The organism is Mycobacterium sp. (genome assembly GCF_035570115.1).
In the GTDB taxonomy this organism is placed as follows: Bacteria; Actinomycetota; Actinomycetes; order Mycobacteriales; family Mycobacteriaceae; genus Mycobacterium.
This window is the reverse complement of the sequence record NZ_DATMLH010000197.1, coordinates 1-19,265: the sequence shown is the minus strand read 5'-3', so window position 1 is coordinate 19,265 and position 19,265 is coordinate 1. Positions and strand designations below refer to the sequence as shown.

The window sequence follows — 19,265 nt, the reverse complement described above, 5'->3', positions numbered from 1 at the left end:
CGACGACGCCCGCAGCACCATGGTCTGCCTGCTGCCGGCTGGCCGCGCCGCCATCGAGAAGGCGGCGCCCGGGCACGTGGAGGACGTCCGCCGGAACTTCATCGACCTGCTCACCCCGGCTGAGCTCGACATGCTCGCCGCTCTCAACGAACGAGTCCTGCGCCACCTGGCCAAAGACGACGACTCACCCGCCGAAGACAAGCCCTAACAGGGTGCGCTGCCGTTGGCGTCTCCGCAGCCAGTTGTCGGTTGGCCTACAGGTGTCATTTAGGGGTACTTGCGAAATATGTAGAGCGGCTGTTACACGTTAAATAGCATTTCGGATAGTCAGGCCACCGTCAGCAGAGCATCCTCAGTTCAAATACCTCTTTATCCGTGTGCGGCTTGGTCGTCCGGCGGTCTGGATCTTCCGCACGGCCTTGGTCGGCTATCCGGAGAAGTCGTTGGTGGTAGTTTGCAAGAGTGGTTGTATCGATGAGATTGCTGGGGTCCGGAATGGTGTAGTAGGTGGTGAGCCCGTCGACGACTGTGGTTGCGGTGTCGTTCATCGCTGCTTGGATTTCGGACTCTGTGAGCCCCATGTATTGACCGTGTTCGAAGAATCCGAGTATCCAGCCTTGCGGGTTTTCGCATTGCCCCAAGATCCTGCCGCTGACCCGCGCGCGATCAGGAAAGAAGCGCTGATTTCTCGGGAGAAATATAACTCCGATAGGGTCCACATATTTCAAGCTATGCGGGGACCAAAGATGGTGCATTTATACAGCGGCTGCTGGGTGCGCCGTCAGGCGGATAAGCACAACGCCCGCCTCGCCGATTGGCGAAGCGGGCGTCGTGTGCGGTGACTCGTTACAGCGGGATCCAGACTCCGAAGAAGTTGAAGCCCCACTGGTTGAACCCGGGATTCCACATGGGAGTTTCGTTGTAGCCCCAGTAGTTGATGGGGCCATACCCCCACTGTCCACCGGGCGGCGGAAGCGGTCGGTTCCAGCCCGGTCGCGGTGGCGGGCCAGCGCCCCAGGGCGCGGGTCCGTCGCCCCACGGGGCCCCGTGAAAGTAGCCACGCTGGTCATCCCCATGCCATGGGCCGCCGGGACCGCCAGGCCCGCGCATCCCGTGGTCTCCAGGTCCGCCGGGACCGCCGGGTCCGTGGTCTCCGGGACCGCCGGGTCCGTGGTCTCCGGGGCCGCCGGGACCGCCGGGTCCGTGGTCTCCGGGTCCGTGGCCGCCCGGTCCGCCCGGTCCAGGACCACCGGGTCCGGGTCCGCCGGGTCCGTGGCCGCCCGGTCCACCGGGTCCGGGTCCACCCGGGCCGGGTCCACCGGGTCCGGGTCCACCGGGACCGCCCGGCCCGTGACCCCCGCCTCCACCGGGGTCGCCCGGTCCACGGGGTGCGGGGCCGCCCTGGGCATGGAAATTCCCTGCTGGCTGCCCGCCGTGGTTGGCTGGTGGCGCTCCAGGAGCGGCGTTGGCCGGCCCGGCACCCATACCCATCGCCGCCGCTCCAAGAGCGCCGGCGATGGTGACACCTGCCATCAATTGCTTCAGTTTCATGGTCCTTCACCTGTCTACATGCGTATTCAGTGGACTTTCGGCCCCCCGACACAACGAACGCTAGATAGCGTTCCTATGAGTCAGCTATGGGAAGCCTCTGGAGATCTTTTGCCGATATGCCGGTCGTTGCCACCTATGCGAGCGACCGCTCAACGTTCCCGGTCAGTGAGCCGTGGCAATAACGGCGGCGACGTGGTGGTTCATACTGGATGCAACACCTGAGCGCTTCAGGTGGATTCTCCTGACGAGGTGGCAGCGATGACGAGGTTGGACTCCGTCGAGCGGGCGATCGCCGACATCGCGGCCGGCAAGGCTGTCGTCGTCATCGACGACGAGGACCGGGAAAACGAGGGAGACCTCATCTTCGCCGCCGAGAAGGCCACTCCCGAACTGGTGGCGTTCATGGTCCGCTACACCTCGGGATACCTGTGCGTGCCGCTGGACGGTGCGATCTGCGACCGGCTGGGTCTGCTGCCGATGTACGCGGTCAACCAGGATAAGCATGGCACCGCTTACACCGTCACCGTCGACGCGAAAAATGGTGTAGGAACCGGGATTTCGGCGTCCGATCGGGCCACCACCATGCGGCTGCTGTCCGATCCGGGCAGTATTGCCGATGATTTCACCCGACCCGGGCACGTGGTTCCGTTGCGCGCCAAGGAAGGTGGCGTGTTGCGGCGCCCCGGCCACACTGAAGCCGCCGTCGACCTGGCCCGGATGGCGGGACTATCGCCCGCGGGAGCGATCTGCGAAATCGTCAGCCAGAAGGACGAGGGCGCGATGGCGCAGACCGACGAATTACGGGTCTTCGCCGACGAACACGGTCTGGCACTGATCGCTATCGCCGACTTGATCGAGTACCGCCGCAAGCACGAGAAGCACATCGAGCGGATCGCCGAGGCCAGGATCCCGACCCGCCACGGTGAATTCCGCGCGGTCGGCTACACCAGCATTTACGAGGACGTCGAGCACGTTGCCCTGGTACGTGGTGAGATCGCCGGGCCCAACTACGACGGCGACGACGTGCTGGTGCGGGTGCACTCCGAGTGCCTGACCGGGGACGTGTTCGGATCACGCCGCTGCGACTGCGGTCCGCAGCTGGACGCTGCGATGGCCATGGTCGCGCGGGAAGGCCGCGGCATTGTGCTCTACATGCGCGGCCACGAGGGCCGCGGCATCGGTCTGATGCACAAGCTGCAGGCCTATCAGCTGCAGGACGCCGGCGATGACACCGTCGACGCCAACTTGAAGCTCGGATTGCCTGCCGACGCGCGGGATTACGGCACTGGCGCCCAAATCCTGGTCGATCTCGGCGTTCGTTCGATGCGGCTGCTGACCAACAATCCCGCCAAACGAGTCGGATTGGACGGCTACGGACTGCACATCATCGAGCGGGTGCCGCTGCCGGTACGGGTCAACGCGGAGAACATTCGATACCTGATGACCAAACGCGACCGGATGGGCCACGACCTGGTCGGGCTCGACGACTACGACGAATCCATCCATCTACATGGCGAATTCGGGGGAGCACTATGAGCGATGCTGAGGAGCGGCGCATATGAGCGGTGCCGGCGTACCCGACATCGCCCCACTGGACGCCTCTGCCATCAGCCTCGCGATCGTGGCCAGCACTTGGCACAACCAGATATGTGACGCGTTGCTGGCCGGCGCCTGCAGAATCGCCGAGGAATGGGGCGTCGAAAATCCGACGGTGCTGCGGGTTCGCGGTGCCATCGAGATTCCGGTCGTCGCACAGGCCGTGGCCCGTGACCACGACGCCGTCGTCGCGTTGGGAGTGGTGATCCGCGGGCAGACACCGCATTTCGACTATGTATGCGACGCGGTGACCCAAGGACTCACGCGGGTCTCGCTGGACGAGTCCACGCCGGTCGCGAACGGCGTGCTGACCACCAACGACGAACAGCAGGCCCTCGACCGCGCGGGTCTGCCGGAGTCGGCTGAAGACAATGGCGCCCAAGCGACGGCTGCGGCGCTGAGCACCGCACTGACCCTGCGCGATCTGCGCGGAAAGCCGTGATCGTCAAGCCGGAGCGGGACAGCTGGGATGTGCAAGTTCGTCCCCATCTCACGCCGTATTTCGCCTATGCGGCCGCGTTCGTGATCGCTGCGGCCCACGTCGTGGTGGGCCTGTTGCTCAAGATCAAGTCCAGCGGCGTGATCTTCCAAACTGCCGATCAAGTGGCGATGGCGGGGCTGGGCTTCGTGATCGCCGGGCTCGTATTGCTGTTCGCCCGGCCACGGCTACGCGTTGGGGCTGCCGGGCTGTCGGTGCGCAACCTGATCGGCGACCGATTGGTGCCATGGTCGGACGTGGTCGGTGTGTCGTTTCCCGCCGGGGCACGCTGGGCGCGGATCGACCTGCCCGACGACGAGTACATCCCGTTGATGGCAATCCAGGCCGTCGACAAGGACCGCGCGGTGGACGCCATGGACACCGTGCGGACGCTGCTCGCGCGATACCGACCCGATCTGGACTCGCGCCACCAGACGTAAAAGGCCCTAATTCGGACGCGAAAAGGTGCTTTTACGTCTGGTCGGCCCACGAGACTAGCCTTAGATACCGTGCCTAATCCCGCGACGTACCGCCCCGCGCCCGGGTCCATCCCGGTCGAGCCCGGCGTCTACCGATTCCGGGACCAGCACGGACGGGTGATCTATGTCGGCAAGGCCAAGAGCCTGCGCAGTCGGCTGACGTCCTACTTCGCCGACGTAGCGAGCCTGCACCCGCGCACCCGTCAGATGGTGACCACCGCCGCCAAGGTCGAGTGGACGGTGGTCAACACCGAGGTCGAGGCGCTGCAGCTGGAATACAACTGGATCAAGGAGTTCGACCCGCGGTTCAACGTCCGCTACCGCGATGACAAGTCGTACCCGGTGTTGGCGGTCACTCTCAACGAGGAATTCCCGCGGTTGATGGTCTATCGCGGCCCGCGCCGCAAAGGCGTGCGGTATTTCGGGCCCTACTCCCATGCCTGGGCTATCCGGGAGACCCTGGACCTGCTCACCCGCGTCTTCCCCGCGCGCACATGCTCAGCCGGAGTATTCAAGCGGCACAATCAAATTAACCGGCCGTGCCTGCTTGGCTATATCGACAAGTGCTCGGCGCCGTGCATCGGGAGAGTCAGCGCAGAGCAGCATCGCCAGATCGTGCTGGACTTCTGTGACTTCCTGTCCGGCAAAACCGACCGCTACGCCCGCAACCTGGAACAGCAGATGAATGCGGCGGCCGACCAACTCGATTTCGAACGTGCGGCGCGGCTGCGTGACGACCTCTCGGCTTTGAAGCGGGCCCTGGAGAAGCAGGCCGTGGTGCTCGGCGACGGCACCGATGCCGATGTGGTGGCATTCGCCGACGACGAGCTGGAAGCGGCCGTCCAGGTGTTCCATGTCCGGGGCGGCCGAGTCCGCGGCCAGCGTGGCTGGATCGTCGAAAAGCCCGGCGACCCTGGTGATTCCGGCGAAGCACAGTTGGTCGAGCAGTTCTTGACTCAGTTCTACGCCGATCAGGCCGAACTCGACGGCGCCGCAGACGAGTCCGCCAACCCGGTGCCGCGAGAGGTCCTGGTGCCCTGCCTGCCGCCGAACGCCGACGAGTTGACGACCTGGCTGTCGGAGCTGCGCGGTTCGCGGGTGACATTGCGGGTACCTCGCCGCGGCGACAAGCGGGCACTGGCCGAGACCGTGCACCGAAACGCCAGGGAGGCGCTGCAGCAGCACAAACTCAAGCGCGCCGGCGATTTTACCGCCAGATCTGCTGCGCTGCAGAACATTCAGGAGGCGCTGGGTCTGGCCGACGCGCCACTTCGGATTGAGTGTGTGGACATCAGCCACGTCCAGGGCACCGACGTGGTGGGCTCGCTGGTGGTGTTCGAGGACGGGTTACCGCGCAAGTCCGATTACCGCCATTTCGCCATCCGGGAAGCCGCGGGCCACGGTCGTTCCGACGACGTCGCGTCGATCGCCGAGGTGACGCGGCGCCGGTTCACCCGCCACTTGCAAGACCAGCAGGATCCCAAAGTCTTATCACCGGAAGGAAAGTCGCGTAAGTTCGCCTACCCACCCAACCTGTACGTCGTCGACGGCGGGGCTCCGCAGGTCAACGCCGCCAGCGCCGTCCTCGACGAATTGGGAATCACCGACGTCGCGGTGATCGGCCTGGCCAAGAGGTTGGAGGAGGTCTGGGTGCCGTCGGAGCCCGACCCGATCATCTTGCCGCGCAACAGCGAGGGCCTGTATCTGCTGCAGCGAGTGCGCGACGAGGCGCACCGCTTTGCCATCAACTACCACCGCAGCAAGCGGTCCAAGCGGATGACCGCGTCAGCGCTGGATGCGGTGCCCGGCTTAGGCGAGCATCGCCGCAAGGCGCTGGTGACCCATTTCGGGTCCCTGGCCCGCCTCAGGGAGGCCACGGTCGACGAGATCACATCTGTCCCGGGCATCGGGGTGGCGACGGCGACCGCGGTGCTCGACGCGCTGCGAGGCGCCGGATCGAATGCGGCGGCCGCGGACAGGGTCGCCGAACGGGCGTCGGGATGACGGGGCAGGGAATGGACGCGGCGAATCGGGACGATAACCACGGTGGCGCAACGGAATCCGGCATCGACGTGGTGTTGGTCACCGGTTTGTCCGGCGCCGGACGGGGCACCGCGGCCAAGGTGCTCGAGGACCTCGGCTGGTACGTGGCCGACAATCTGCCCCCTCAGCTGATCACCCGGATGGTCGATTTCGGGCTGGCCGCGGGATCCCGGATCACGCAGCTGGCCGTGGTGATGGACGTACGCTCCCGCGGGTTCACCGGTGACTTGGACTGGGTGCGCAACGAGCTGGCCACCCGCGACATCACCCCGCGTGTGTTATTCATGGAGGCCTCCGATGACATGCTGGTGCGCCGCTACGAGCAGAATCGCCGCAGCCACCCGCTACAGGGAGAGCAGACATTGGCCGAAGGCATCGCCGCTGAGCGCGACATGCTGGCTCCCGTTCGCGCCACGGCCGACCTGATCATCGACACCTCGACACTGTCGGTGCGCGAACTGCGGGAAAGCATCGAACGGGCCTTCGGCGGCGAGACCGTCGCGAACACCAGCGTCACCGTGGAGTCCTTCGGCTTCAAGTACGGTCTGCCGATGGACGCCGACTCGGTGATGGACGTGCGATTCCTGCCCAATCCGCACTGGATCGACGAGCTGCGTCCGCACACCGGCCAACATCCGGCGGTCCGTGACTACGTGCTGAGCCAGACGGGCGCGGCGGAGTTCCTGGAGACTTACCATCGGTTGCTGACCCTGATTGTCGACGGCTATCGCAGGGAGGGGAAGCGGTACATGACCGTCGCGATCGGCTGTACCGGCGGCAAGCACCGCAGTGTCGCCATCGCCGAGGCGTTGGCGACACTGCTGGAGCCGGACAAGCAGTTGTCGGTGCGGGTATTGCACCGGGATATGGGTCGCGAATGAGTCCACGCATCGTCGCCCTGGGCGGCGGACACGGTTTGTATGCGACGCTGTCGGCAGCCCGGCGACTGACCCCTCACGTCACCGCCGTCGTCACGGTCGCAGACGACGGTGGCTCGTCTGGCCGGCTGCGCAGCGAACTCGACGTGGTGCCTCCGGGCGATCTGCGAATGGCGTTGGCGGCGTTGGCATCCGACAGTCCGCATGGCCGACTCTGGGCGACCATTCTGCAGCACAGGTTCGGCGGCAGCGGCGCGCTGGCGGGTCATCCTATCGGCAATTTGTTGCTCGCCGGCCTCAACGAAGTGCTGGCCGACCCGGTCGCGGCGCTCGACGAACTCGGCCGCATGCTCGGTGTGCGGGGCCGGGTGCTACCGATGTGCCCGATCGCGCTGCAAATCGAGGCCGACGTCTCCGGCTTGGAAGCCGACCCGCGGATGTTCCGCGTGATCCGCGGGCAGGTGGCCATCGCCACCACGCCGGGAAAGGTTCGCCGCGTCCGGCTGCTGCCCGGCAACCCGCCGGCCGCCCGGCAGGCCGTCGATGCGATCACGTCCGCCGATTTGGTGGTACTGGGCCCCGGATCGTGGTTCACCAGCGTGATCCCGCACGTGCTGGTGCCCGGGCTGGCCGCGGCGCTGCAGGCGACCACCGCCCGCCGGGCACTGGTGCTCAACCTGGTGGCCGAGCCGGGGGAGACGGCCGGCTTCTCGGCGGAGCGTCACCTGCACGTACTTGCTCAACATGCGCCGGACTTCACCGTCCACGACGTGATCATCGACGCCGAGCGGGTATCGAGTGAGCGGGAGCGCGAGCAGCTTCGGCGTACCGCAACGCTGCTTCATGCGCAGGTTCAATTCGCAGATGTGGCCAGGTCTGGTACACCTTTACATGACCCGGGCAAATTGGCCGCGGCGCTGGATGGGGTAGGCGTGCGCGACATCGGTCCGTTGCCGCCTTCGGCGAAGGCGACAGGCGCGATGCCGGTGGAAAAGGAACGCCAACAGACCGGCGCAGATGGACCGGGTCGTAACGGACCGAGGGGTGACGACGCGTGGCGATGACGGCCGAAGTCAAAGATGAGTTGAGCCGCCTGGTGGTGAGTGCGGTGAGCGCGAGGCGCGCCGAAGTGACCTCCCTGCTGCGATTCGCAGGCGGGCTGCACATCGTGGGTGGCCGCGTGGTCGTCGAAGCCGAGCTGGATTTGGGCAGCATCGCGCGACGGCTACGCAAAGACATCTTCGATCTGTACGGCTACAACGCCATCGTGCATGTGTTGTCGGCCAGCGGAATCCGCAAGACGACGCGCTACGTGTTGCGGGTCGCCAACGACGGTGAGGCGCTGGCCCGCCAGACCGGCCTGCTCGACTTGCGCGGGCGCCCGGTGCGGGGGTTGCCCGCTCAGGTGGTCGGCGGCAGCATCGCCGACGCCGAAGCGGCTTGGCGCGGAGCCTTCTTAGCGCACGGATCGTTGACCGAGCCGGGTCGCTCGTCGGCGCTGGAGGTCAGCTGTCCCGGTCCGGAGGCGGCTCTGGCCCTGGTAGGGGCGGCGCGCCGGCTCGGGATCAGCGCCAAAGCGCGGGAGGTCCGGGGCGCCGACCGGGTGGTGGTGCGTGACGGTGAGGCGATTGGGGCGTTGCTGACCCGGATGGGCGCCCAGGACACCCGGTTGGTCTGGGAGGAGCGGCGGATGCGCCGCGAAGTCCGGGCAACGGCTAACCGGCTGGCGAATTTCGACGATGCCAATCTGCGGCGCTCGGCTCGGGCCGCGGTCGCAGCGGCCGCCCGCGTCGAGCGTGCGCTGGAGATCCTTGGTGAGGGTGTACCCGATCATCTCGCCGCGGCCGGCAAGTTGCGCATCGAGCACCGGCAGGCCTCCCTGGAGGAGCTGGGCCGGCTGGCCGATCCACCCATGACGAAAGACGCTGTGGCCGGGCGTATTCGGCGATTGCTTTCGATGGCCGACCGCAAGGCGAAGGTCGAAGGCATCCCGGACACCGAATCGGCGGTGACCCCGGATCTGTTGGAAGACGCCTGACACTGAATCACGGCGTCCATGTGGTGGCCGCAACAGACGGTGCCGCCTGAAAGAACACGAGAGCAAACCGCCTTAAACACTCGAGAATGCACCGGCCAGGGCGATTCCTAGCCAGTCGTGAGCCGTTCGACAAGCGAGTCATGTTTGATGGGGGCGTCCGGAACTCTAGCGGCGGCCTCTTCCTGAGAACTACGTTAGAAAATGCTAATAACCGGAAGTAAGAAAATTGCCACCGGTTGGGGGCGGTGGCCATGGGAGGACGAATCATGGCGAACATCATCGCTATTGGTCGGATCGGCATTCTGGGAGTGGGCCTGGGCATCAGGGCCGCGTTGGCCACCAACCTCGGCACCCTCTTTGAAGCGACGGCCGGCTCCAGCGATGTCGCCTCCGGCAGTTACGATTTCGCCGCCATACTGACTGGGGGCACCAGCGATTTGAGCGCGACCGGAGCTAATTTTTTATTCGAAACTTTGCCGAGCTTGTTCTGACCTGCGCGCCGGTGGCGCGTGCCGCTGCCGGGTAACTTGGCCTCCTCGACTCGCGCGGGTGGCTGGTGCGGGGAACATCGTTGTCCTGCAAGCGGAGTCGCCCGCTACGACCGGCGACGGGACCGGCCCCCGGGCTGGTCGACGTCGCGTCCTGTTGGGGCGCAACACGTAGGACTCAAGCAGGTCATGCGGGCGCAATAGTTGAGGCGTAGTAAACACTATGCCGCAAGACACAAAGCAACGGCCGACTGTCGCGACTGACCTTGTCGGCAAGCTGACGAAACCACAACCTCGTTCTCGCCAACAGCGCGAGATCATGCACCGCGAAATCATCGTCTGCGGTGATGACCCGCTGGCGAAGACGATCGCTGAGGAGCTCAGGGGCGCCGGCGCGCGGATAATCCAGATCACCACTGCCGCCGATCTCCTCGGCGCCGGGGTACATCGCGCGCGCGCCGTCGTCTGCGCGGGGCCCGATGATGAGGTAAATCTCGAAATCGCTTTGTTAGCAAGGGAATACTCTGCGAACGTCCGCGTGGTGGCACGCCTGTCCAACGACGTGCTGCGTGAAGCGGTGTCCGCCGTCAGCGGCCCCGGCGCCATCCTGGACGTCGCCGACCTCGCCGCACCGTCCATCGTCGAGGCAGTTCTGTCGCGTAACGCGCACCAGTTCGAGACGGCCGGTATCGGCTTCGTTGTCTGGGGAGCCGAGGCGCCACGCGACGGGACTCTGCGCCAGATTTACAACGACCTGGCACCCGTGGCGGTGGTCCACGGCAAGAACTCACCTACCCCCGGCGAGGTGGTGCCGTGTCCGGGACGGGATCTGCCGGTCTACGCCGGCGACTGGACCTCGATGATCGGCGTGAAAGACGAACTAGAAGCCCGCGGGATCACCGTGCCTCCGCCGACCGCGACGCGCTCTCGCCAATCCCGGGTGCGACGCGCAATCGATGCCGTGCGGGCGCTGCGCAACGACGTCAATCCGTTGCTTGTTCCCTCCTTGGCATTCGCGCTTTTCGTCACGCTCGGCTCGACGGCCGTGCTGCGCTTCACCTACGAGAGACCGCGGATGTCGTGGCTCGACGCCCTGTACTTTGCCTCGGAGACAATTTCGACCGTGGGCTATGGCGATTTCAGCTTCGGCCAACAATCCCCTTTCCTGCGATTGTTCGCTGTCGCGTTGATGTTCGGCGGCGCGATCGTTACCGCGATCCTTGTTGCGTTCATTGCGGACATGCTGTTGTCGCGCCGCTTCGTCCATACCGCCGGCGTCCGCCGGGCACGGCATATGCGCGACCACGTCGTCGTTGTCGGGCTGGGTTCAACCGGCATCCGCGTCGTGAGTGATCTGACCGCTGCCGGATACGACGTCGTCGTCATCGAGCGGGACGAGAACAACCGCTTCCTGTCGATCGCGGCAAAACTCGACGTGCCGGTGATTTTCGGTGACTCAACGATGCGCCAGACGCTGGAATCCGCGCGCGTCGATCGCGCCCGCGGAGTGGCCGTGTTGACGCAGGCCGACATGCAGAACATCGGGACCGGGATCGTGCTGCTGGAAGTGTTGGGATCGGATACGAAGGTGCCGATCGTCATGCGCGTCCAAGGCCGCGCGCTGGCCGCTGCGGTAAACCGGCAATTCGGCTTCGAAAACGTGCGGTCGATCGTCGATCTGGCGGCCCCCTGGTTCATCGGCGCCGCGATGGGCCTGCAGGTGTTGGGGACGTTTTGGGTCGGGCAGCGCTCCTTCATGGTCGGCGGAATGCTGGTGACGGCGGGCAGCGAGCTAGATGGACTGCGATTGGTGGATATGTCGACCCATACGCGCGTCATCGCGATCACTCGACAGGACGGGCCGGTCAGCCTGCGCCCCCGCCGCGACGCCCGACTGAAAGCCGGCGACACCGTCTACCTCATCGGCCCTTACCGCGAGCTGATCGCGACGCTGCGCAAGGGCCAGCCTCCGCCGCTGACCGCCATGAACAGTGGCGCGGCGACACTGGCGGCGGCGCGTGCGCTGCACGGGCCGCCGGCGCGCCGCCCGCTATGGGCGCCAGAAGACGCCGAGGTTTGACGTACTGAGTCACACGTCGTAGTAGAGCGCGAACTCGTAGGGAGTCACCCGGAGGTTGAACGGCGCAATCTCGTAGTCGCGCTTGTAGTTGATCCACGCCTCGATCAGATCGGGCGTGAACACGCCTCCCTCGGTGAGGTATTCGCTGTCCTCTTCCAGACGGTCGATCACCGCGGACAGCGAGGTCGGAGCTTGAACGATTTCCGCTGCCTCGTCTGGCGGCAGCTCGTAGAGGTCCTTGTCGACGGGTGGAGGCGGCTCGATCTGGTTCTTGATGCCGTCCAGCCCGGCCATCAGCATGGCCGAGAACGCCAGGTACGGGTTGCCCGACGAGTCCGGGCAGCGGAACTCCAATCGCTTGGCCTTCGGGTTGTTGCCGGTGATCGGGATGCGCACGCACGCCGAGCGGTTGCGCTGGCTGTAGACCAGGTTGATCGGCGCCTCGAAACCGGGGACTAGCCGCTTGTAGGAGTTCACCGTGGGGTTGGTGAAGGCCAGCAACGACGGCGCGTGGTACAGCAAACCGCCGATGTAGTGGCGGGCGGTGTCCGACAGTCCGGCGTACCCCGCTTCGTCGTACATCAGCGGGACGCCGTCTTTCCACAGCGACTGGTGGCAGTGCATGCCCGAGCCGTTGTCACCGAAGAGCGGCTTCGGCATGAACGTCACTGTCTTGCCGGCCTGCCATGCGGTTTGCTTGACGATGTATTTGTACATTTGATGGTCGTCGGCCGCGTGCAGCAAAGTGTTGAATTTGTAGTTGATTTCGGCCTGGCCGCCACTGCCGACTTCGTGGTGACCCTTCTCCAGAACGAATCCCGCATTGGTCAGGTTGGTCAGCATCGCGTCCCGCAGGTCCACGTAGTGGTCGGTGGGCGCCACCGGGAAGTAGCCACCCTTGGGTCGGACCTTGTAGCCGAGGTTGGGGCTGCCGTCGGGCTGGGTCTCTTCTCCGGTGTTCCACCACCCGGATGTCGCGTCCACCTTGTAGAACGAGCCGTTGATGCTCGAGTCGAACTTCACCGAGTCGAAGATGTAGAACTCGGCTTCTGGGCCGAAGTACGCGGCGTCCGCAATGCCGGTGCTGATCAGGTAGTTCTCGGCCTTGCGGGCGACGTTGCGCGGGTCGCGTGAGTACAGCTCGAGGGTGAACGGGTCGTGCACGGAAAAGTTCACGTTCAGCGTTTTGGCGGCACGGAATGGGTCAAGGGTCGCGGTTTCCGGATCGGGCAGCAGCAGCATGTCGGACTCGTGGATCGATTGGAACCCGCGAATCGAGGAACCGTCGAAGGCCAAACCTTCTTCAAAAACCTTCTCGTCGAAGACGTAAATCGGAATTGTGAAGTGCTGCATGGTGCCTGGCAGGTCACAGAAACGGACGTCGACGTACTCAATGTTCGCGTCCTTGACGAGTTTGAAGATATCGTCGGAGCTGTTTTCGGACACAAAGTCCTCCTTATGCGGGTCATCCGCGGGCTGACGGAGAACCCCAGCCGGCCATGATTTTGTTCTTCGAGTATTCAATATGCGGAGCAAAGTCGCTCGTTGAGCAGCGCGCGGACAAAAGCTTGGTGTTTCGGCCAGTTTGCAAGATCGATACGGTGGCCTCGCAATGCCGTTACATTGGCATCGCCGATTGGTTTCACACGCGCAGCGAGGCGGTCATGGGATTCATCACACCGGAGCTTCCAGACGTCGATCCCGACACCTGGGCGACGCTGCCGGCGGCTTCCAGACTACAAGTGGTCACCCGGCATTGGGTTGAGCATGGCTTCGGTACCCCGTCCGCGATCTATCTGCTGTACGTGATCAAGATGGCCGTGTATGCGGCGGGCGCTGCCGCGGTCATCTCACTGACACCGGGGCTGGGCGGGCTCGGTCACATCGGGGCGTGGTGGACGCAGCCGATCGTGTATCAGAAGTTCGTCATTTTCACCCTGCTGTTCGAGGTCTTGGGATTGGGCTGTGGATCCGGCCCGCTCACCGCGAGATTCTGGCCGCCGATCGGCGGTTTTCTTTATTGGTTGCGGCCCAAAACGATTCGTCTGCCACCGTGGCCGAACGAGGTTCCGTTCACCAGAGGCGATACCCGCACCATCGTCGATGTCGGCCTCTACGCCCTCGTGCTGGCTTCGGGCATTTGGGCGCTGCTGTCACCCGGCCAAGGCGGGTCGGTCACCGGCACTGGCGACGTCGGTCTGATCGATCCCATTGTGGTGGTGCCGGCGATCGTGTCTCTGGCACTGTTGGGTCTGCGCGACAAGACCATCTTCCTGGCCGCCCGCGGCGAGCACTACTGGCTGAAACTGTTGGTGTTCTTGTTCCCGTTCACCGACCAGATCGCCGCCTTCAAGATCATCATGCTCGGGTTGTGGTGGGGAGCGGCAACATCAAAGCTCAACCACCATTTTCCCTACGTAGTCGCGGTGATGATCAGCAACAACGCGCTGCTGCGAGGCAGGGCTTTCAACTGGTTGAAGCGCATGCTCTACCGCGACCCCGTCAACGACTTGCGCCCCACCTGGATACCAAAGTTCATGGCCCACGTCGGCGGGACCACGGCCGAATTCATTGTTCCTGCGGTGCTGGTGTTCTTCGCCGACAGTCATCCGTGGCGGTGGTGGCTGATCGGGTTCATGGTGATCTTCCACCTCAACATTATTTCCAACCTCCCGATGGGCGTTCCGTTGGAGTGGAACGTGTTCTTCATCTTCTCGCTGTTCTACCTGTTCGGGCACTATGGCAGCATCACCATCTACGATCTCAATTCGCCGCTGTTGCTTGCCTTCCTGATGGCAGCGCTCGTCGTGGTCCCGATAGTGGGAAACGTTTTTCCGCAACAGATTTCATTCTTGCCCGCGTTGCGCTATTACGCGGGCAACTGGGCGTCCAGTGTTTGGTGCTTCCGCGCGGGTGCTGAGGAAAAGCTGGATGCCGGCGTCATCAAAAGCTCGGCGCTGACCGCCAACCAACTGGCCAAGCTCTACGACCCGGCGACCGCCGAAATCATGAGCGACAAGGCTCGGGCGTTCCGGTCCATGCACGTCCATGGCCGGGCGCTCAACGGGCTAGTACCCCGTGCGCTCGGGGAAGAAGCGAACGAGGCGGACTACACGTTTCGTGAGGGCGAACTCATCGCCGGGCCGCTCATCGGCTGGAATTTCGGCGAAGGCCACCTGCACAACGAGCAGTTACTGGAGGCAGTGCAGCGGCGCTGCAACTTCGACGAGGGTGATCTTCGGGTGATCATCCTCGAAGGCCAGCCGATCCAGACGCAGCGGCAGTGGTATCGCATTGTCGACGCCAAGACCGGCCTGATCGAGGAGGGCTACGTTACCGTTGCGGACATGCTGGCCCGTCAGCCCTGGCCGGAGCCCGATGACGAGTTCCCGGTCCATCTCACAACGCACGGCGCCGGCGCTCCCCATGGCTAACGCAGTCGTCGTCGGTGCCGGGCCCAACGGTTTGGCCGCGGCAATACACCTGGCGCGCAACGGTTTAGACGTTCAACTGCTGGAAGCCGCGGAATCTATCGGGGGAGGAGCGCGTTCGGGGGAGCTGACGGTACCCGGTGTCATTCACGATTACTGCTCGGCCGCTCATCCGCTGGGGGTGGGGTCACGGTTCTGGCAGGAGATCGACCTGGGCCGCTATGGGGTGAGCTGGAAATGGCCGGAGATCGACTGCGCGCACCCATTGGACGACGGCACCGCCGGGGTGCTGTATCAATCGATTGAAAAGACGACGGCGGGCCTTGGCTCCGACGGACGCCGGTGGCGTTTGGCGGTTGGCGATCTCGTCGCCGGTTTCGATGAGCTGGGTCGGGATGTGATGCGCCCGGCACTGCACGTTCCGCGCCATCCGATGCGTCTCGCGGCCTTTGGGCCGCGCGCCGTATTGCCGGCCAGCGTGGCGGTGCGGTGGTTTCGCACCGAGCAGGCGCGCGCCCTATTCGGCGGTGCGGCCGCGCACATGTTCACCCGGCTGGATCGGCCATTGACCGCGGCGATGGGACTGATGTTTCTGGCCAGCGGGCATCGCTTTGGCTGGCCGGTCGCCGAGGGCGGATCGGGGTCGATCACCGCCGCCCTGGCCGCCGCGCTGCGCGATCACGGCGGTGCCATCACGACCGGTGTCACCGTCACCAGCCGCCGCGACATCCCCGACGCCGACGTCGTGTTGCTCGACCTGACCCCGGCCGCGGCCGTGCAGATCTACGGCGATTCCATGCCCGGTCGGATCAAGCGGTCCTATCGGCGCTACCGCGAGGGCTCATCGGCTTTCAAGGTCGATTTCGCGATCGAGGGCCATATTCCGTGGACCAACCCCGAGTGCGCCCGTGCCGGCATGGTCCACCTCGGCGGGACGTTCGCCGAGATCGCTTTCGCCGAACGCGAGCGGGCACAAGGGCGGATGCCGGAGCGGCCCTTCATGCTCGTCGGGCAGCAATACCTGGCCGACCCATCGCGTTCGTCCGGCAACATCAACCCGATCTGGACCTACGCCCATGTGCCGTTCGGCTACCCGGGCGACGCCACCGCCGCCATCACCGACCAGATCGAGCGGTTTGCGCCCGGCTTCCGCGAGCGCATCGTCGCCACCGTCAGCAAGAGCACTGCCGAGTTGCAGGCCTACAACCCCAATTACATCGGCGGCGACATCATCGGCGGCGCCAACGACCGGCTGCAGGTCGTCTTCCGGCCCCGGATGGCGATCGATCCCTACTTCACCGGCGTGCCCGGCGTCTACCTATGCTCGCAATCCACGCCGCCCGGCGCCGGTATCCACGGGCTGTGCGGCTATCACGCGGCCCAGTCGGCGTTGCACCGGCTGCGCAGCTGAGTCAGCAAGCCAATCGGCGTGACCTAAACCACCGGATTCGCGGCGCATTCCCGCAGCTACTAGGCTGGCGGCGAGCAATTTGTCAGCGACTAAGGAGAGACAAGTGACGGTCCGGGTAGGCATCAACGGCTTCGGTCGAATCGGACGTAACTTCTACCGGGCCCTGCTGGAGCAGCAGGCCGCGGGCGCCGACACCGAGATCGAGTTGGTCGCGGCAAACGACCTGACCGACAACGCGACACTGGCGCATCTGCTGAAGTTCGACTCGATACTGGGCCGGCTGCCCTACGACGTCAGCCTGGAAGGCGATGACACCATCGTCGTCGGCGACCACAAGATCAAGGCGTTGGAGATCAAGGAAGGCCCCGCCGCGCTGCCCTGGGGTGACCTCGGTGTCGATGTCGTCGTCGAGTCGACCGGCATCTTCACGAACGCGGCCAAGGCCAAGGGCCACCTGGACGCCGGGGCCAAGAAGGTGATCATCTCGGCGCCGGCCACCGACGAGGACATCACGATCGTGCTGGGCGTCAACGACGACAAGTACGACGGCAGCCAGAACATCATCTCCAACGCGTCGTGCACCACGAATTGCCTTGGGCCGGTTGCCAAAGTGCTGCACGACGAGTTCGGCATCGTCAAAGGCCTGATGACCACCATCCACGCTTACACCCAGGACCAGAACCTGCAGGACGGCCCGCACAAGGACCTGCGCCGTGCCCGGGCGGCCGCCTTGAACATCGTGCCGACCTCGACCGGTGCGGCCAAGGCCATCGGATTGGTGCTGCCGGAATTGAAGGGCAAGCTCGACGGCTACGCGTTGCGGGTGCCGATCCCGACCGGTTCTGTCACTGACCTGACCGCCGAGCTGACCAAGTCGGCCACCGTCGCCGAAATCAACGCCGCGATGAAGGCCGCCGCAGACGGCCCGATGAAGGGCATCCTCAAGTACTACGACGCGCCGATCGTCTCCAGCGACATCGTCACCGACCCGCACAGCTCGATCTTCGACTCCGGGCTGACCAAGGTGATCGACAACCAGGCCAAGGTGGTGTCCTGGTACGACAACGAATGGGGCTACTCCAACCGCCTCGTCGACCTCGTCGCGCTGGTCGGCAAGTCGCTGTAGCCGTGAGCATCCCTAGCCTCAAAGACCTTCTTGCGCAGGGTGTTTCAGGTCGTGGTGTGCTGGTTCGCTCCGACCTGAACGTGCCGCTCGACAACGGGGTGATCACCGATCCGGGCCGTATCATCGCCTCGGCGCCGACGCTGAAGGCGCTGGTCGACGGTGGCGCCAAGGTGGTGGTGACCGCGCATTTGGGACGACCCAAGGGCGAACCCGACCTGAAGCTGTCGTTGGCCCCGGTGGCTGCGGCACTTGGTGAGGCGCTGGGACAGGATGTGCAGTTGGCCGACGACGTCGTGGGCCGTGACGCGCGGGCCCGCGCTGCGCGTCTGACCGACGGGGATGTGCTGCTGCTGGAGAACATCCGCTTCGATCCCCGGGAAACCAGCAAGGACGACGGGGAGCGGCTGGCGCTGGCGAAAGAGCTCGCCGAACTGGTCGGGCCAACAGGCGCTTTCGTGTCCGACGGGTTCGGGGTGGTGCACCGCAAGCAAGCCTCGGTCTACGACATCGCCACCCTGCTGCCGCACTACGCCGGCAAGCTGGTCGCCGAGGAGGTCAGCGTGCTCGAGCGGCTGACCAGCTCGACGCGGCGGCCCTACGCCGTGGTGCTCGGGGGTTCGAAGGTGTCGGACAAGCTCGGTGTCATCGAGCAGCTGGCCACCAAGGCCGACAGCATCGTCATCGGCGGTGGCATGTGCTTCACATTCCTTGCCGCAGCAGGTCTTTCGGTGGGCACCTCGCTGCTGCAGACCGAGATGATCGACACCTGCCGCCGATTGCTCGACACCTACGCCGACGTGCTGCGCCTGCCGGTGGACATCGTGGTGGCCGAGGAGTTCGCCGCCGATTCGCCACCACAGCTCGTCGCCGCCGATGCGATCCCGGACGGCAAGATGGGGTTGGACATCGGGCCGGGATCGGTCATCAGGTTCAACGCGCTGCTCACCAACGCCGAGACCATCTTCTGGAACGGCCCGATGGGTGTTTTCGAGTTCCCGGCATTCGCCGCCGGCACCAAGGGCGTCGCCGAAGTGATCACCAGGGCGACCGCCAAGGGCGCGTTCACCGTGGTCGGCGGCGGCGACTCCGCTGCGGCGGTGCGCGCGCTGGGCCTGCCCGAGGACAGCTTCTCGCACATCTCCACCGGCGGCGGGGCGTCACTGGAATACCTTGAGGGCAAAGAGCTGCCCGGGTTAAAAATACTGGGCAGTGCTACCTGAGCTAAGGACGCCGATGAGTCGCAAGCCGCTGATAGCCGGCAACTGGAAGATGAACCTCAACCACTTCGAGGCGATCGCGCTGGTGCAGAAGATCGCGTTCTCGCTACCGGACAAGTACTTCGACCGCGTCGACGTCGCGGTGATTCCGCCGTTCACCGATCTGCGCAGCGTGCAGACCCTGGTCGACGGCGACAAGCTGCGGCTCACCTACGGCGCCCAAGACGTGTCGCAGCACGACTCCGGCGCGTACACGGGCGAGATCAGTGGGGCTCTCCTGGCCAAGCTGGGTTGCCGCTTCGCCGTGGTCGGCCACTCCGAGCGGCGTAGCTACCACAACGAGGACGACGCGCTGGTGGCCGCGAAGGCCGCTGCGGCGCTCAAGCACGAGCTGACGCCTATCGTGTGCATCGGCGAACACCTGGAAGTCCGCGAGGCCGGTGAGCACG

The 19,265-nt window shown here is 65.0% G+C and carries 17 protein-coding genes and 1 pseudogene; 15 read left to right on the top strand and 3 right to left on the bottom strand.

Annotated features, from left to right (window positions below; all coding sequences use genetic code 11):
• Positions 1-208, top strand: a pseudogene (locus VNW74_RS17840) (MarR family transcriptional regulator); the annotation flags it as partial.
• Between the two features lie 130 nt (positions 209-338).
• On the opposite strand, the gene VNW74_RS17835 reads toward VNW74_RS17840, so the two are convergent.
• Positions 339-719, bottom strand: a complete 381-nt coding sequence (locus VNW74_RS17835; RefSeq protein ID WP_325679145.1) for a hypothetical protein — start codon at positions 717-719, stop codon at positions 339-341.
• 127 nt (positions 720-846) lie between these two features.
• Positions 847-1,551, bottom strand: coding sequence for a chitin-binding protein (locus VNW74_RS17830; RefSeq protein ID WP_325679143.1), 705 nt, complete (start codon positions 1,549-1,551; stop codon positions 847-849).
• Between the two features lie 258 nt (positions 1,552-1,809).
• On the opposite strand from VNW74_RS17830, the gene VNW74_RS17825 reads away from it, so the two are divergent.
• The 9 genes from VNW74_RS17825 to VNW74_RS17785 all read left to right on the top strand — a co-directional run bounded on the left by VNW74_RS17825 (position 1,810) and on the right by VNW74_RS17785 (position 11,631).
• Complete coding sequence (locus VNW74_RS17825) at positions 1,810-3,087, top strand: bifunctional 3,4-dihydroxy-2-butanone-4-phosphate synthase/GTP cyclohydrolase II (protein WP_325679141.1); 1,278 nt, start codon at positions 1,810-1,812, stop codon at positions 3,085-3,087.
• A 22-nt stretch (positions 3,088-3,109) separates the two neighbouring features.
• Positions 3,110-3,589: a 6,7-dimethyl-8-ribityllumazine synthase gene (gene ribH, locus VNW74_RS17820; protein WP_325679140.1), complete on the top strand. Its 480-nt coding sequence runs from the start codon at positions 3,110-3,112 to the stop codon at positions 3,587-3,589.
• Complete coding sequence (locus VNW74_RS17815; protein ID WP_325679151.1) at positions 3,589-4,065, top strand: PH domain-containing protein; 477 nt, start codon at positions 3,589-3,591, stop codon at positions 4,063-4,065. The genes ribH and VNW74_RS17815 overlap by 1 nt, the downstream gene beginning before the upstream one ends.
• 69 nt (positions 4,066-4,134) lie before the next feature.
• Positions 4,135-6,108: an excinuclease ABC subunit UvrC gene (uvrC, locus tag VNW74_RS17810; RefSeq protein WP_325679138.1), complete on the top strand. Its 1,974-nt coding sequence runs from the start codon at positions 4,135-4,137 to the stop codon at positions 6,106-6,108.
• Between the two features lie 11 nt (positions 6,109-6,119).
• A complete protein-coding gene (rapZ, locus tag VNW74_RS17805; protein ID WP_325679149.1) occupies positions 6,120-7,028 on the top strand; it encodes an RNase adapter RapZ in 909 nt (302 codons plus the stop codon).
• Positions 7,025-8,089, top strand: a complete 1,065-nt coding sequence (yvcK, locus tag VNW74_RS17800) for a uridine diphosphate-N-acetylglucosamine-binding protein YvcK (protein ID WP_325679136.1) — start codon at positions 7,025-7,027, stop codon at positions 8,087-8,089. Before rapZ ends, yvcK begins: the two co-directional genes overlap by 4 nt.
• Positions 8,086-9,063 carry a DNA-binding protein WhiA gene (gene whiA, locus VNW74_RS17795; protein WP_325679147.1) on the top strand — a complete coding sequence of 326 codons (978 nt, stop codon included), beginning with the start codon at positions 8,086-8,088 and terminating at the stop codon, positions 9,061-9,063. Before yvcK ends, whiA begins: the two co-directional genes overlap by 4 nt.
• 266 nt (positions 9,064-9,329) lie before the next feature.
• Positions 9,330-9,554 carry a hypothetical protein gene (locus tag VNW74_RS17790; RefSeq protein ID WP_325679134.1) on the top strand — a complete coding sequence of 75 codons (225 nt, stop codon included), beginning with the start codon at positions 9,330-9,332 and terminating at the stop codon, positions 9,552-9,554.
• Positions 9,555-9,870: 316 nt separating this feature from the next.
• Complete coding sequence (locus VNW74_RS17785; protein ID WP_325679132.1) at positions 9,871-11,631, top strand: NAD-binding protein; 1,761 nt, start codon at positions 9,871-9,873, stop codon at positions 11,629-11,631.
• A 9-nt stretch (positions 11,632-11,640) separates the two neighbouring features.
• On the opposite strand, the gene glnA is transcribed toward VNW74_RS17785, so the two are convergent.
• Positions 11,641-13,077 (bottom strand): type I glutamate--ammonia ligase, encoded by a 1,437-nt coding sequence (glnA, locus tag VNW74_RS17780; RefSeq protein ID WP_325679130.1) that lies wholly within the window; start codon positions 13,075-13,077, stop codon positions 11,641-11,643.
• A gap of 218 nt (positions 13,078-13,295) precedes the next feature.
• Between glnA and VNW74_RS17775 the strand changes: the two genes are divergently transcribed.
• From VNW74_RS17775 to VNW74_RS17755, 5 genes are all read left to right on the top strand, one after another.
• On the top strand, positions 13,296-15,065 hold the full coding sequence (locus VNW74_RS17775; protein ID WP_325679128.1) for a DUF3556 domain-containing protein: 1,770 nt from the start codon (positions 13,296-13,298) through the stop codon (positions 15,063-15,065).
• Positions 15,058-16,473 carry an NAD(P)/FAD-dependent oxidoreductase gene (locus VNW74_RS17770; protein WP_325679126.1) on the top strand — a complete coding sequence of 472 codons (1,416 nt, stop codon included), beginning with the start codon at positions 15,058-15,060 and terminating at the stop codon, positions 16,471-16,473. The genes VNW74_RS17775 and VNW74_RS17770 overlap by 8 nt, the downstream gene beginning before the upstream one ends.
• 103 nt (positions 16,474-16,576) lie before the next feature.
• Entirely contained in the window at positions 16,577-17,599 is a 1,023-nt protein-coding gene (gene gap / locus VNW74_RS17765) for a type I glyceraldehyde-3-phosphate dehydrogenase (protein WP_325679124.1), read from the top strand.
• A 2-nt stretch (positions 17,600-17,601) separates the two neighbouring features.
• Positions 17,602-18,819, top strand: coding sequence for a phosphoglycerate kinase (locus tag VNW74_RS17760; RefSeq protein WP_325679122.1), 1,218 nt, complete (start codon positions 17,602-17,604; stop codon positions 18,817-18,819).
• 13 nt (positions 18,820-18,832) lie between these two features.
• Positions 18,833-19,265 (top strand): triose-phosphate isomerase (locus VNW74_RS17755; protein WP_325679120.1); only part of this gene is annotated, 433 nt, incomplete at its 3' end.

What these genes read in the sequence shown, in the direction of transcription:
- VNW74_RS17775 (WP_325679128.1), top strand. Translation starts at nt 13,296, where the DNA reads ATGGGATTCATCACACCGGAGCTTCCAGACGTCGATCCCGACACCTGG.
- VNW74_RS17770 (WP_325679126.1), top strand. Translation starts at nt 15,058, where the DNA reads ATGGCTAACGCAGTCGTCGTCGGTGCCGGGCCCAACGGTTTGGCCGCG.
- VNW74_RS17790 (WP_325679134.1), top strand. Translation starts at nt 9,330, where the DNA reads ATGGCGAACATCATCGCTATTGGTCGGATCGGCATTCTGGGAGTGGGC.
- VNW74_RS17830 (WP_325679143.1), bottom strand. Translation starts at nt 1,551, where the DNA reads ATGAAACTGAAGCAATTGATGGCAGGTGTCACCATCGCCGGCGCTCTT.
- VNW74_RS17825 (WP_325679141.1), top strand. Translation starts at nt 1,810, where the DNA reads ATGACGAGGTTGGACTCCGTCGAGCGGGCGATCGCCGACATCGCGGCC.
- yvcK (WP_325679136.1), top strand. Translation starts at nt 7,025, where the DNA reads ATGAGTCCACGCATCGTCGCCCTGGGCGGCGGACACGGTTTGTATGCG.
- ribH (WP_325679140.1), top strand. Translation starts at nt 3,110, where the DNA reads ATGAGCGGTGCCGGCGTACCCGACATCGCCCCACTGGACGCCTCTGCC.
- rapZ (WP_325679149.1), top strand. Translation starts at nt 6,120, where the DNA reads ATGGACGCGGCGAATCGGGACGATAACCACGGTGGCGCAACGGAATCC.
- VNW74_RS17785 (WP_325679132.1), top strand. Translation starts at nt 9,871, where the DNA reads ATGCACCGCGAAATCATCGTCTGCGGTGATGACCCGCTGGCGAAGACG.
- whiA (WP_325679147.1), top strand. Translation starts at nt 8,086, where the DNA reads ATGACGGCCGAAGTCAAAGATGAGTTGAGCCGCCTGGTGGTGAGTGCG.